This is a genomic window from Edwardsiella anguillarum ET080813, from assembly GCF_000264765.2.
Lineage (GTDB): Bacteria > Pseudomonadota > Gammaproteobacteria > Enterobacterales > Enterobacteriaceae > Edwardsiella > Edwardsiella anguillarum.
The window spans coordinates 280,950-295,471 of the sequence record NZ_CP006664.1; the positions used below are offsets into that span (position 1 = coordinate 280,950).

The 14,522-nt window shown below is 60.1% G+C and carries 11 protein-coding genes; 5 read left to right on the top strand and 6 right to left on the bottom strand.

What is annotated here, in order from left to right:
* Positions 1–53 precede the first annotated feature (53 nt).
* A complete protein-coding gene (yeiP, locus tag ETEE_RS01270; protein ID WP_015871856.1) occupies positions 54–626 on the top strand; it encodes an elongation factor P-like protein YeiP in 573 nt (190 codons plus the stop codon).
* Positions 627–700: 74 nt separating this feature from the next.
* On the opposite strand, the gene uxuA is transcribed toward yeiP, so the two are convergent.
* On the bottom strand, positions 701–1,891 hold the full coding sequence (uxuA, locus tag ETEE_RS01275; RefSeq protein ID WP_034162553.1) for a mannonate dehydratase: 1,191 nt from the start codon (positions 1,889–1,891) through the stop codon (positions 701–703).
* Positions 1,892–2,297: 406 nt separating this feature from the next.
* On the opposite strand from uxuA, the gene ETEE_RS01280 reads away from it, so the two are divergent.
* Entirely contained in the window at positions 2,298–3,770 is a 1,473-nt protein-coding gene (locus ETEE_RS01280) for a mannitol dehydrogenase family protein (protein ID WP_034162554.1), read from the top strand.
* 62 nt (positions 3,771–3,832) lie between these two features.
* On the opposite strand, the gene ETEE_RS01285 is transcribed toward ETEE_RS01280, so the two are convergent.
* The 4 genes from ETEE_RS01285 to ETEE_RS01300 form a co-directional block, all read right to left on the bottom strand.
* Positions 3,833–5,416: a methyl-accepting chemotaxis protein gene (locus ETEE_RS01285; protein ID WP_034162555.1), complete on the bottom strand. Its 1,584-nt coding sequence runs from the start codon at positions 5,414–5,416 to the stop codon at positions 3,833–3,835.
* 164 nt (positions 5,417–5,580) lie between these two features.
* Positions 5,581–7,146: an EAL domain-containing protein gene (locus ETEE_RS01290; protein ID WP_034162556.1), complete on the bottom strand. Its 1,566-nt coding sequence runs from the start codon at positions 7,144–7,146 to the stop codon at positions 5,581–5,583.
* 151 nt (positions 7,147–7,297) lie between these two features.
* A complete protein-coding gene (locus ETEE_RS01295) occupies positions 7,298–8,050 on the bottom strand; it encodes an FCD domain-containing protein (protein WP_034162557.1) in 753 nt (250 codons plus the stop codon).
* 213 nt (positions 8,051–8,263) lie between these two features.
* Positions 8,264–8,590, bottom strand: coding sequence for a hypothetical protein (locus ETEE_RS01300; RefSeq protein ID WP_225865095.1), 327 nt, complete (start codon positions 8,588–8,590; stop codon positions 8,264–8,266).
* Positions 8,591–8,972: 382 nt separating this feature from the next.
* Between ETEE_RS01300 and ETEE_RS01305 the strand changes: the two genes are divergently transcribed.
* From ETEE_RS01305 to cycA, 3 genes are all read left to right on the top strand, one after another.
* A complete protein-coding gene (locus ETEE_RS01305; protein ID WP_034162559.1) occupies positions 8,973–9,968 on the top strand; it encodes a CobW family GTP-binding protein in 996 nt (331 codons plus the stop codon).
* 455 nt (positions 9,969–10,423) lie between these two features.
* Complete coding sequence (gene mepS, locus ETEE_RS01310) at positions 10,424–11,020, top strand: bifunctional murein DD-endopeptidase/murein LD-carboxypeptidase (RefSeq protein ID WP_034162560.1); 597 nt, start codon at positions 10,424–10,426, stop codon at positions 11,018–11,020.
* A gap of 294 nt (positions 11,021–11,314) precedes the next feature.
* On the top strand, positions 11,315–12,733 hold the full coding sequence (gene cycA, locus ETEE_RS01315) for a D-serine/D-alanine/glycine transporter (RefSeq protein ID WP_034162561.1): 1,419 nt from the start codon (positions 11,315–11,317) through the stop codon (positions 12,731–12,733).
* A gap of 85 nt (positions 12,734–12,818) precedes the next feature.
* On the opposite strand, the gene fruA is transcribed toward cycA, so the two are convergent.
* Positions 12,819–14,516: a PTS fructose transporter subunit IIBC gene (gene fruA, locus ETEE_RS01320; RefSeq protein WP_034162562.1), complete on the bottom strand. Its 1,698-nt coding sequence runs from the start codon at positions 14,514–14,516 to the stop codon at positions 12,819–12,821.
* Positions 14,517–14,522 lie beyond the last annotated feature (6 nt).

A 14,522-nucleotide genomic window follows, 5' to 3' on the forward strand; every position in this document is an offset into this window, starting at 1 on the left:
CCGGGCGGGCGCGCGGCCGAATAACCCCGCTGTTTTTTTAAGGTATTGCAATCATGGCCAGAGCTAACGAGATCAAACGCGGTATGGCGGTAAACTACAACGGTAAACTGCTGTTGGTCCGCGATATTGATATCCAGTCCCCCAGCGCGCGCGGCGCGGCAACCCTGTACAAAATGCGCTTTTCCGACGTGCGTACCGGGCTGAAGGTCGAAGAACGTTTTAAAGGCGACGATCTGCTGGAAACCATCACCTTAAGCCGCCGCCCCGTCACCTTTTCCTACATTGACGGCGACGAGTATGTGTTTATGGATGACGAGGACTACACCCCGTACACCTTCAAGAAAGAGCAGATCGAAGACGAACTGCTGTTTATTCCGGAAGGCGGCATCCCGGGCATGCAGGTGCTAACGATGGAGGGCCAGGTGCTGGCACTGGAGCTGCCGCAGACCGTTGATATGGAGATCGTCGAGACCACGCCGAGCATCAAGGGCGCCTCCGCCAGCGCGCGCACCAAACCGGCCGCCATGTCAACGGGCCTGGTAGTGCAGGTGCCAGAATACCTGAGCAGCGGCGAGAAGATCCGTATTCACGTCGAAGAGCGCCGCTTTATGGGACGCGCCGACTAAGCCCGACGCCTAACGCAAACGAAAGGGGGGACGCCCATGCGTCCCCCCTTATTTTTAGGCCATCGCCCGCGCCGTTACTTCATCTGCGGGAAATAGACCCGCTTGATGGCCAGCTCGACGCCGCGCACCTCGGCCAGCCCTTTCAGACGGCCAATGGCGGAGTAGCCCGGGTTGGTTTTCTTCTTCAGGTCGTCCAGCATCTGGTGACCGTGGTCCGGACGCATCGGAATCGGACGCATGTCGCCGGCCTGCTGACGACGGGACTCCTCCGTCAGGATCGCCTTGACCACCGCAAACATATCGACATCACCCTGCAGGTGAGCCCCCTCGTGGAAGCTCTTCGGGTTGGCCTCCCGGCAGGTGGCGCGCAGGTGGGTAAAGTGAATGCGATCGCCGAAGCGCTCGATCATCGCCACCAGGTCATTGTCGGCGCGTACGCCGTACGACCCGGTGCACATGGTAAAACCGTTGTAGACGCTATCGACGGCCTCTTTCAGCCACTGCATATCCTCGACGGTAGAGACGATGCGCGGCAGACCCAGAATCGGACGCGGCGGATCGTCCGGATGCACCGCCAGACGCAGGCCGCAGGCCTCCGCCACCGGTACGATTTCACGCAGGAAGTGGGCCATATGCTCACGCAGCGCCGCTTTATCAATCCCATCATACTCCGCCAGGCGGGCGCGGAACTGATCCAGGGTGTAGCCCTCCTCCGCCCCCGGCAGACCGGCGATGATATTGGCGGTCAGCTTGGCCACCTCGGCCTCGCTCATCGCGTCGAAGTAGGCCTTGGCCTGCGCCTGCTCTTCTGTGCTGTAATCCTCTGCGGCGCCCGGGCGCTTCAGGATATGCAGCTCAAAGGCGGCAAAGGCGATCTGGTCGAAGCGTAGCGCCTTGGAGCCGTCCGGCAGCTGGAACTCCAGATCGGTACGCGTCCAGTCCAGCACCGGCATGAAGTTATAGCAGACGGTATCGATCCCGCAGGCTGCCAAATTGCGCAGGCTCTGCTTGTAGTTGTCGATATGGCGCTGGTAGTTGCCGGTCTGGGTTTTAATCTCCTCATGGACCGGAACGCTCTCCACCACCGACCAGGTCAATCCCTTCTCGGCCAACAGCGCTTTGCGTTTTTCAATCTCTTCCACGCTCCAGACTTCGCCGTTTGGAATATGGTGCAACGCCGTCACTACGCCGGTGGCGCCAGCCTGGCGGACATCATCAAGGGAAACCGGATCGTTCGGGCCATACCAACGCCAAGTTTGTTCCATCTACTGTTACCTTCTGCGGTGTGTTAACGGGTCTTCCTGTGACGGGTCAGACAGGTTTTACGCTTCACGGCCTCCGCCGGCATAATCTGTCATACCAAATCGACACAGATATCACTCAGCTTTACCCTGACGCATCCGGGTGCAGCTGTCAAAAGCGAAAGTGTGATTGGTTGATCCGCCTCACGATTATCGGGTAATTTTGGACTAACCAATTTGATTTTCTATCATATCAATTTAGACTGCAAGCCTGTGTGATGCTGTCAGACCAAACCGACGACGCTGGGAAAAGCAGGCGCCATGCCGCTGAGTGCCATCAGCAAGTGGTCTAACACCTTTTATGGCTATAGCAACGAAACAGGCCGCCGAGGGCGGCGCTGCTTCCGTCATCCATCAGATGGAGTTACGAATGAACAACCTCGCCAACTATACCTTACCGGCCGACGTACAGCGCCCCTCCTACGATCGCAGCGCCCTGAAATCCCGCCTCGTGCACCTGGGATTTGGCGCGTTTCACCGCGCGCATCAGGCGCTGCTTACCGACCGCGTACTGAATACGCTGGGCGGCGACTGGGGTTACTGTGAGATCAACCTGATCGGCGGCGAAACGCTGATCGAACAGCTGCGCCAGCAGGATCACCTGTACAGCGTGCTGGAGAGGGGCGCCAGCCATAACCAGGCCATCGTCATCGGCGCGGTACATGAGTCGCTGCACGCCGCCCTCGACGGTATCGACGCGGTGGTCGAAAAGATGGCCGAGCCGCAGGTCGCCATCGTCTCCCTGACGGTCACCGAAAAAGGCTACTGCATCGAGCCGGGCAGCGGTCGTCTGGATCTCAGCAACCCGCTGATTAAGGCCGATCTAGCGCACCCGCAGCAGCCGGCGTCCGCCCCCGGCGCGATCGTAGAGGCCCTGCGTCTGCGCCGCGAGCGCGGCCTGCCTCCCTTTACGGTGCTCTCCTGCGACAATATCCCGGAAAATGGCCACGTGGTGAAAAATGCGGTGCTGGATCTGGCGCAGGCGCGCGATCCGCAGCTGGCGGCGTGGATCGCCGACAGCGTCACCTTCCCCAGCACCATGGTCGATCGCATCGTACCGGCGGTCACCGAGGAGAGCCTGAGCCAGATCGGCGCCGCCCTCGGCGTCGACGACCCGTGCGGCATCGCCTGCGAGCCCTTTATTCAGTGGGTGGTCGAGGACAACTTCGTCGCCGGACGTCCCGAGTGGGAAGCCGTCGGCGCCGAACTGGTCAGCGACGTACTGCCCTATGAGGAGATGAAGCTGCGTATGCTCAACGGCAGCCACTCTTTCCTAGCCTACCTGGGCTATCTGGCGGGTTATGAGCACATCAATGACTGCATGGAGGATGCCGCCTACCGCCAGGATGCCCATCGCCTGATGCTGCAGGAGCAGGCGCCGACCCTGAGCGTCAGCGGCGTCGATCTGGCGCGCTATGCCGCGCAGCTGATCGAACGCTACAGCAACCCGTCGCTGAAGCACCGCACCTGGCAGATCGCCATGGACGGTACCCAGAAGCTGCCGCAGCGCATGCTGGACTCCATTCGCTGGCATCTGGCCCACGGCAGCGCCTTCCCCTGCCTGGCGCTGGGCGTCGCGGGCTGGATGCGCTATGTCGGCGGTACCGATGACGCAGGCCAAGCCATCGATGTCCGCGATCCGATGGCGGAAACCCTGAAGCAGTGCGTAGCCAACAGCGCCGACGGCGCAGAGCGTGTCCAGGCGCTGCTGGGCGTCAGCGCGGTCTTCGGCGACGCACTGCCGCAGGAGCCCCGTTTTGTCGAGGCGGTGACCGTCGCCTACCTCTCACTGATGCAGCAGGGCGCGGCCCGCACCTGCGCTACGCTGGCAAGCCAGGCGTAATTCCGCCCCAACGCAGTCTGCCGCCCGGCGGCGGCAGACTGTGCGTCCTTCCATCAAGAAGCCTAAGCTACCGCGGGCGATAGCGCCGCCGCCTCGCTGACGTTGAATGCCGCCACGATCTCGGTCAACGCCTTGGCCTGCCCCTCCAGCGCATGGGATGCCGCCGTGGACTCCTCCACCAGCGTGGCGTTATGCTGCGTCACCGTATCCATCTGGTTGATGGCCTGATTGATCTGGGCAATCCCACGGCTCTGCTCCTCTGCGCTCGACGATATCTCCCCGATCAGACCGGATAAATGCGTAATGGCGCTAATGATATTCGCCATGGTGGCGCCGGCCGCCGACACATTGGCGCTGCCCTGATTGACCCGCTCGACCGATGAGGCGATCAGCGTATTGATCTCTTTCGCCGCCTGGGCGCTGCGCTGCGCCAGACTACGCACCTCACTGGCCACGACGGCAAAACCGCGTCCCTGATCGCCGGCCCGCGCCGCCTCCACCGCGGCGTTAAGCGCCAGTATATTGGTCTGGAAAGCAATGCTATCGATGACGTTGGTAATTGAGGCGATATGCTTAGAGTTGCCGGCGATCTCCTCCATGGTCTTCACCACCTCTGCGATGGCCTGTCCGCCGGACTCCGCCGTGTGGGTTGCCTCGCCGGCCAGCTGCGCCACGTGGCGTGAGCTGTCGGTATTCTGATCGACAATGGAGGTCATTTGTTCCATGCTCGCGGCGGTCTCCTCCAGCGCAGCGGCCTGCTCCTCGGTGCGTGAGGCCAGATTGCTGCTCCCCGAGGCAATCTCACCGGCGCCTGAGTAGATGGCGCCGGCGCTGTGGCGAACCGAGTCGACGATCTCCCGCAGCGCCCGCTGCATGTCATCGATATGCGCGGCCAGGATCCCCATTTCACTCTTGCCATGACGCTGAAAACGCTGCGTCAGATCCCCCTGAGCGATACGCTGTACGCTGCGAATGATGCGCTGCAGCGGTATCAGCATCGCCTGCTTAACCGATACCCAGCACAGCAGCAGGCACAGAATCGACAGCAGCGCCAGCAGCAGCAGCACCCACTTCATGATCTGGCTGGCGTGCTGACTTTTCTGCACCCCGACCTCCATCAGTCGGTCATGCTCCTCCTGCCATAAATTATATGCATGCTGTGTTTCAATATTCAGTGAAATAAGCTGCTGGTTCAGCTCCACCGCGCGCTGAATATCGTTCTGCTTAAGCAGTTCAGCTATTTTAGACACCGTCGAAAGATATTTCGTGAAGTCATTATTAACCCGATTGACTACGTTCACATCCAGCCCGTCAACGTCGGGAATATCTTTATAGGCCACGTAATTACTGCGCGCTTCGGCGATCCGCCGATCGGCGCGGGAGAAGAGTCCCTGCATCCGCTCCCGGTCGACCGTCGCCGCAACGGCCTGATTCTGAGCCTCTCTCAGCGTGGAGCGCGCCTGAACCAGGTTGATCCATGCGTCGCTAAAAAACATGACGTTACGCCGTGATTGATAGTTTTCCTGAATATGTCCAGCGTCGCTATTAATAACATCGTAAAAGAATATAAATGAAACCGCCTGGATTGAAAAAATTGCAACGATTATGATAGGAAGCAGTCTGGCTATTTTGATTTTAGAAAACATGTGACCGATATTCTCTTGTCATTTGCACTCAAGTGTTAAAGATTATCGGCTAGGTCTCCTGTTTCTTTATCATTTTTTTAATAGAAATAACCGGGCATAAATTATACAAATATCCTGTACCCCCATCGGGCAGAGGAGAGCCCCCGGGCCCCGCGCGGGGCCCCCTAGCGCGGCTGACGCGCCTGCCTAACCACGCGCGTCAACCACTCCCGGGTAAAGTCCGGCAGCGGCAGCGGACGGCCAAACAGATATCCCTGCAGGTAATCCAGCCGATCGGCGCGCAGATGCTGCAGCTGCGCCTCGGTCTCAACCCCTTCCGCCAGGGTGACCATATCCAGCCGCTTGGCCAGCGCGATCACCGTATCCACGATGTGGCCCGACAGCATATCGCTGCCGATCATCCGCACGAAGCTTTGATCGATCTTGATGATGTCGAAATGATAACGCTGTAGATAGGCCAGGCTGGAGTGTCCGGTGCCAAAATCGTCCAGCGCCAGCAGCACCCCCAGCGCCCGCAGCTCGTGAAAGACTTGATCCGTCAGCTCGCCGTCCGGCACCCGCTGGCGCTCGGTCAGCTCCAGCACCAGCCGAATCGGGTTGGCGGCAAAGGCATCGATAAAGCGTCGGCACTCCTCAACCAGGCTCAGATCGTTAAAATGGCTGGCGCTGATATTAAAACCAAAGTGAAAATGCGCCGGCAGGCTATGGCAGCGCGGCGCAAAATAGTCGCTGACCTGCTGCATAATATCGCGCGTCATCGGAACGATAAGGCCGCTGTCCTCCGCCAGTGGGATAAAGTTATTCGGCGGGATCAGTCCCATCTGGGGATGCTGCCAGCGCATCAGGATCTCGCAGCCGCTCAGCGACTCATCCGCGCCGTTGACCACCGGCTGAATATAGGGGATAAACTGATGACGCCGCAGCGCCTCGCGCAGGTAGGAGACCGGCGAGTTTACCTGCCCCGCCAGGCGGTAGGTGCCAACCCCGAAAACGATGGCCAGCACCAGGAACAGCACCAGACTCCCGCGGGAGTAGTCCAGCATATATGTCCAGTGGCTGTCGATCGGAACGACCGTGGCGACCGAGATCGGGTAGCGCGACGAACTGCGGACAAAGCGGTGTCCGTCCACCGACGGCGGCGCATCGACGACCTTACCCAGAGGATCCATCCAGCCCGCACCGATATGCAGATACAGCGGCGTCGGGGTACTGAGCGAGCGCAGAATATTCCGCAGGTAGTAACCGTCTATCCCCACCAGCACGCTGGTATCCCCCTGCCCGGGCTCACGAAACACCACCAGCGAGCGGTGAGGCGTAATCCGGTTGCCAGACATCAGGGTCAAGCGGCTCTTGGTGTAGTGGTCATAGCCGACTTCGGCATGAAAGGCGCCGTAGAGAGAGGAGCAGTAGATAGCGCTCGCCCGTGCCAGGCTGACCGAACGCACGTCGGGTACCGTCGTCGCCTGAAGCGCCAGCATATTATGCAACACCGTATCGCAGGGCTGTCCGGCGTAACGCCGGACAGCATCGGCCGCCGTCTGGGCGTTGTCCAGCGCCTCATCGATCTGCCAGATGGCCAGCGTCAGCCGCTGTTTGGCCGACTCGGCCAATCCCCGCGAGGCCTGCCAGGAGATGGTGACGGTAGCCAGCAGCAGCACCATGCCCACCGCGCCCGCAGACAGCAGCGGGCGCAGATAGCTGCGCCATCGTTCGCCGCCCAGATGAATCATTTGCGTTTGTTACCTCCCGCTCGGCGCGTAGGCAGCCTATGCCACGCATAGGCTGCCCCGCACGCAGGCGCTGCGATAAGGGTCAAACCCGCTCTCCACGCTGCGGCAGCGCTCCTGACCCCGCCGGCGTATGCGGAAGACCGGCGACGTGCTATGGCGCCATGCCGCCCAGCGCCACCGGCGTAGAGTCAAACAGATAGCCGTCAAATCCCGGATCGTCTGGATTGGAGATCTCTAATAGCTTAGCCTTAACATTCTCCAAATGCTGCCACATCGCCTGTTTAGCGTCGCGCGCGTCGCGCCGCAGCACCGCCTGCAGGATCCGCTGATGATCCTCCAGCCAGTCCCAGCGGTAGCTGAAATCCTGGGTATGACCATGCAGTCCCGCCCACAGCGGATTATGCTTGCGCGCGCGCCAGGCATCCTCCACCATACCGGCCAGTACGCTGTTCTGCGTCGACTGCGCCAGCAGGCAGTGAAACTGCTCATCCGCGCTCTCATCGGCACACCCTGCGTTCAGCGCCAGGCGCTCCTGCTCAATCGCCTGGCGCATCTTCAGAATATCGGACTTGGTAGCCTGCGTCGCGGCAAAGGCCGCGACCTCGCTCTCCAGCAGCTGGCGCGCTTGCAGCAGCTCAAAGGGGCCAAAGGTGTTCTCATCCAGGTTCCGCACCCGCGGGGAGGATACATTCTGCGGTAAAGCGACGACGTATACCCCAGAGCCTTTACGAACATCGATCAGATGCTCCAGCTCCAGCATGATCAGCGCCTCGCGCACGACGCTGCGGCTCACGTCAAAATGTTCGGCAATATCGCGCTCCGGCGGCAGACGATCTCCGATGGGATAGTCGCCGCGCGCGATGGCAGTGCGCAGCGTATTGCCGACTTCCTGATACAATCTCATGACGTGCCCCTCTGGCTGTGCCGCATCTGCGGAGTAAAAGCACCAATTGGACAGACCAATTGTTAATACTAGCGTGCCGCTATAGTGGCTCTGATTGTATCACAGCATGAATTCATTAAGAAAAAGGACGACGCGGGCGCGCGGGCAGATAATGCTTAGCATGACGATGAAGAACGCCCCTGCGCTGGCAGGGGCGTTCCAGGCAGAACATTCTTAGCGATAAGAGACGGTGAGCAACGCCTGCGCATGTGCATCATCCAGCCAGGTCAGATGGCTCTCGCCAACCTGGGCCGGTAGGGCCATGGCCCCCTGCTGCGCCCGCTCAACGCTGCGCGTAGCCGTCTGGGCTTTACCGTCCCGATAACATTCGGAATGGATCTGATCATTCACTATTTTAAACTGACAACCATCCTCCACAATCATACCACCAAACTGTACCACGCCCGAGCCAGCGGCCTGGGCAGGGGTATCGGCCAATCCGGCCCCCAGCAACATCCCCATAACGACAATCTTCACCAGTGATAAGCATTCACGCCTCATATATCACTCCCGTCGTCAAGTTACTGCGTCTTTTCATCTCGCCAAACGTCGATCGCGGATGAAAAAACGGTGACATTCCCTGTTAACACCTCTCCTAAAAAATAGCAGAACTCGTTGATTACTAACGGCAATGCAGATCAAAACTTCAGTTATTTCTTTTCAAAAGGTAAAAACAGAATTACAAACCAATAAAAAACAAGTGATTAGCATAAACAACCAATTACTCCCCATTTCTTTACCGGTAACGTCGCGAATAGGTTGCCAGCGGTGAGAAAACTCTTAAAAAATAGGGTTGTTTCCGCGCACATTTTTCCTAAGAATGTCTGATCTCTCACAAAACCAGCGGCGCTCTCAATGGCCTCTAATAACAAGGGAACTGCGCATGACCCGCGTAAATATAATCACCGGTTTTTTGGGCAGCGGAAAAACCACCACCCTGCGCCACCTGCTGGCAAATAAGCCCGCCCGGGAGCGCTGGGCGATATTGGTCAATGAGTTTGGTGAGATAGGGATCGATGGCGCGCTGCTCGCCGACAGCGGCGCCCAGCTGAAAGAGATCCCCGGCGGCTGTATGTGCTGCGTCAACGGGTTGCCGATGCAGATAGGGTTGAACATGCTGCTGAAAACGCAGCCTGACCGACTGCTGATCGAGCCGACAGGGCTCGGTCACCCCACGCAGATCCTGCGCCTGCTGGAAAGCGACGTCTACAGCGCCTGGCTGATGCTGCAGGCAACGCTGTGTCTGCTGGATGCCCGCCAGCTCAACGATGCGCGACTGCAGGATAATGAGAACTTTCGCGATCAGCTGGCGGCGGCAGATATTATCGTCGCCAATAAAATAGATACCTATGACGACGGCGCCCGCGACACGCTGCGTCGCTGGCAACGGGCCCTGGGCGATGGGCGGACGCTGCTCGAAACCCAGCGCGGACAGATCGATCCCGCCTGGCTAGATCGCCCGCGCACCCGTACGGCAGCGTTGCCCGACGCACGCCATCATCACGCGCCGCCCGCCCCGGCATCGGGCATCGCCGCGCTGCGGCTACGGCCCGGGCAGGGCTGGCGACGAGCGCTCAACCAGGGCCAAGGCTACTTTAGCTGCGGCTGGGTCTTCAGCGCAGAGAGCGTCTTTGACACCATCGGCCTACTGGAATGGGTACGTTTAACCCCGCTGCTCCGTATTAAGGGCGCCGTACGGGTAGCCGAGGGCACCCTCTGTATTAATCGCCAGGGGGCGGATTTACAGATAGAGACCCGCCAAACGCCGCCGCCGGACAGCCGCATCGAAGTGATCCATGATGCCGAAGCCGACTGGAACGCGCTGCAAAGCGCCCTGTTAGCGCTACGCACCCGTCGACCGGAGGCGTCCGCGCCATAGCCTGGCCGGGGCGCCCCCGCCTTTCCGGCGCGCCGGACACGCCGACGCGGACAAGTTCGCGCCAAATATATTACCAAGTGTGTCAAATTAAACCATTGCTTACCTTTGGATAAGATATCTCTCCCCGTTTATCTTTTTCCTCAATATAATAGAGGGGCGCATAATCTAGAAAATAGGTCATATAATTGACTTGTTTTACATGTGATTAGCACAGTGGCTTCTACTGAATATCTGGGCAGGATACGCGATGGCGCACGGTTTAATCCGGCCATGTCCCTCCGGTCGCAGAGCGTCTGCGCTGCGAATAGCGGAAATCGGGACAAAAAGTGTGTTCTGCTGCACAATTCTGCCTCAGCGCGATTGTCAGTACCCCACGCGGAAATTAGTCTCTGGAAGGGTAATTTTCAGATAGCGACACAACAGGTCGTTAAGGACAACAAGGGAAACGGTTTATAATGGTCAAGTCTCAACCAGTTCTGAGATACATTCTGCGCCTGGCGCCCGCCATCGCCGCCGCAGTGTTGCTTTCGGCATGTACTACGGCACCCTCCGATCGCTACGCACAAACTGATACGCATGTAGTCAACAACAAAGACAATCTATTACTACAGGCGTCTCAGGATGAGTTTGAGGAGATGGTGCGCAATCTGGATGTTAAATCCAAGATTATGGATCAGTACGCCAGCTGGAAGGGCGTACGTTATCGCCTGGGCGGCGACAGCAAGCGCGGCATCGACTGCTCCGCGTTTGTTCAGCGTACTTTCCGCGAACAGTTTGGTCTGGAGCTGCCGCGCTCAACCTCACAGCAGGAGGGCACCGGCCACGCCATCAAGCGCTCTAAGCTGCGCATCGGCGATCTGGTGCTGTTCCGCGCCGGCTCTACGGGCCGTCACGTCGGCATCTATCTGGGCAACGATCAGTTTGTTCACGCCTCCACCAGCAGCGGCGTCACGATCTCCAACCTGAACGACACCTACTGGAACAAGCGCTACCGTGAAGCGCGCCGGGTACTCTCCGGCACTCAGCTGGCGCAGGCTGATACCCACAGCTAAGCCGTCCCGCGGTCTCCCCCTGTCCTAAAAAACGCTGCTACGGCAGCGTTTTTTATTACTATAAATATGATAACCAAAATAAAGCGCTACTCCGTAGCGATAGCACGGCAGGCTCTCCCCACAACCCGCGAATAAACACTATATTTTAACATTTTATTAAACTCCCCATATTCAAAACCGTCGTTCTTTTCTACTATCGTTAGCGGAGGACGGCCATCGGGAGTGACTGCCGCAGGAGGCGAACCGTCGGATCCGCGCATTTCGAACAGAACAGCCCACTCGGGGAGAGCAAACATGGGGAAACGACTCACAGCGGCGGCAGAGCAACGCGAGGCGGCGTCCGACGGACATCTGCAGCGTAATCTGAATAATCGTCATATCCAGCTCATTGCCATCGGCGGCGCTATCGGCACCGGCCTGTTTATGGGCTCCGGGAAAACTATCAGCCTGGCCGGACCATCTATTGTTTTTGTTTATATGATTATCGGATTCATGCTGTTTTTTGTCATGCGGGCCATGGGCGAGCTACTGCTCTCCAACCTGGAGTATAAATCCTTCAGCGATTTCGCGACCGATCTGCTCGGCGCCCGCGCCGGTTATTTTACCGGATGGACCTACTGGTTCTGCTGGGTCGTCACCGGCATGGCCGACGTGGTCGCCATTACCGCCTACGCCCACTTCTGGTTCCCCCACCTGGCAGACTGGATTATTTCGCTCTCCTGCGTCGTGCTGCTGCTTTCGCTCAATCTGGTCACGGTCAAAATGTTCGGCGAAACTGAATTTTGGTTTGCGATGATTAAAATCGTCGCCATTATCGCCCTGATCCTGATCGGACTGGGTATGGCCATCGGCGGCTTTCGCGCCCCCTCCGGCGAGCAGGCGGCCTTCAGCAACCTGTGGCACGGCGGCCTCTTTCCCCACGGGATCGGTGGCTTCTTCGCCGGATTTCAGATCGCGGTCTTCGCCTTTGTCGGCATTGAGCTGGTGGGCACCACGGCGGCGGAAACCCGCGATCCGCAGCGAGTCCTCCCCAGAGCGATCAACGCGATACCGCTGCGTATTATCATGTTCTATGTACTGGCCCTGTGCACCATCATGATCGTCACCCCGTGGCAGCAGGTGGTGCCCGACAAGAGCCCCTTTGTGGAGCTGTTTATTCTGGCCGGGCTGCCGGCCGCGGCGGGGATCGTCAACTTTGTAGTGCTGACCTCGGCGGCCTCCTCCGCCAACAGCGGCATTTTTTCCACCAGCCGCATGCTTTATGGACTGGCGCAAAGCGGTCTGGCCCCGGCCCGCTTCGCCCGCCTCTCTCGTCAGTCGGTGCCCGCCGCCGGGCTGTTCTTCTCCTGCCTGTGTCTGCTGGGAGGCGTCGTACTGCTCTATCTGATCCCCAACGTGATCACCGTCTTTACCCTGATCACCACCGTCTCGGCCGTGCTGTTTATGTTCGTCTGGTCTATCATTCTGTGTAGCTATCTGGTCTATCGCCGCCGCTATCCGCAGCGACACGCTGCCTCGGGCTATAAGATGCCGCTGGGCAGCGTTATGTGCTGGATCTGCCTCGCCTTTCTGTTTGGCGTACTGATCCTGCTCACGCTGGAGACCGATACGCGCCAGGCGCTGATGGTCACGCCGCTGTGGTTTATCGCGCTGGCCATCGGCTGGCGCTTCACCCAGCGTCCCTCAGCGCTTTCCCGCGACGAGGCCGCCTAAAACAGCCCCCCTGCCTAGCAGAGGGTCAACAGATAAAAAAAACGGGGGCATCTCTCGACACCCCCGCTCGGTATCGCTTACGCGACTACGCCGTTTTGCTCGCCTGGCTCTGCGGCGCGCCGTCTGGCCGCTTGAGCAGCGCATACAGCAGTCCGCTCAGCAGCGTCCCGGCCAAGATCGCCAGCAGATAAGGCAGCACCGGGGTGATCGCGCCGGGGATCAGCAGTACAAACAGTCCGCCGTGCGGCGCCATCAGCTTCGCGCCAAACAGCATCGACAGCGCCCCGGTCAGCGCCCCGCCGAGAATGCAGCACGGCAGCACCCGCATCGGATCCCGCGCGGCAAAGGGGATCGCCCCTTCGGTGATGAAGCACAGCCCCAGCACCACCGCCGCCTTACCGCCCTCGCGCTCGCTCTGGGCAAACTTGCGGCGCGCAACCAGCGTCGCCAGCCCCATCGCCAGCGGCGGAACCATCCCGGCGGCCATGATCGCCGCCATCGGCCCGTAGGTCTGGGTACTGAGCAGGCCGACGCCGAAGGCATAGGCCGCCTTGTTCACCGGTCCGCCCATGTCGGTACACATCATCGCGCCGAGCACCGCCCCCAGGATCACCGCATTGGCCGTGCCCATGGTCTGCAGCCAGTGGGTCAGCCAGGCCAGGATCTTCGCCACCGGCGTGCCGATGATGTAAATCATCGCCAGGCCGACGATCAGGCTCGACAGCAGTGGAATGATCAGGATCGGCTTCAACGCCTCCATGCTCGCTGGCAGCGTCAGCCTGCCGCTGATGGCCCGGGCGACGTAGCCGGCGAGAAAGCCGGCGATGATCCCGCCGATAAACCCCGACCCCAGGCTAACCGCCAGCATCCCGCCGATCAGCCCCGGCGTCAGGCCAGGACGATCGGCGATGGAGAAGGCGATATAGCCCGCCAGCACCGGCACCATCAGCGCAAAGGCGGTGCCGCCGCCAATCTGCATCAGCGCGGCCGCCAGCGTGCCGGGCTCCTTGAAGGCCTGAATACCAAAGACGAACGAAAGCGCGATACACAGGCCGCCGGCCACCACCATCGGCAGCATGTAGGAGACCCCGGTCAGCAGGTGACGGTACGCACCGCCCGCCTCTTTCCGGCTCCCCGAAGCCACGGCCCCGGACGGCGCAGACGTCTGAGGGCGGTAGATCTCTGCTTCCTGCAGCGCCCTGTCCAGCTCCTGAGCCGTCTTCTTCAGCGCCAGCCCGGTGCTGGTACGGTACATCGGTTTACCGGCGAACTTCGCCAGATCCACCTCAATATCTGCCGCCACCACCACCAGATCGGCCTCCGCGACCTCCTGCGGCGTAATGGCGTTGCCCGCCCCTACCGATCCCCGCGTCTCCACTTTTACCTGCCAGCCGCGACGGCGTGCCTCTGCCTCCAGCGCCTCCGCCGCCATGAAGGTATGCGCGACGCCCGTCGGACAGGCGGTGACCGCGACCAGCCGCAGGCATTGCGATCGATCCTGGCGCGGCGCCGCATGGTGATAGGGTGAGGCATCGCGCAGCGCGCGGGCCAGCAGCTCCGCCGGCTGGCGAATAGCCTCGCCTACCGAGCCCCGGTACAGCGGTTTCCCCTCCAGCGCGGCATCCTGCGGGGTATCGTCACCGATAAACAGCACCAGCGCCGCATCCTGCGGGCGGGTAACCCAGGTAATCTGCTGCTGGGCGGCGGCAGCCTCCAGCATACGCCTGGCAAGGAAACAACGGGCCTCGCCCTGCGCACCTTCCGTAATCAGTAGGGTATTCATATGGCC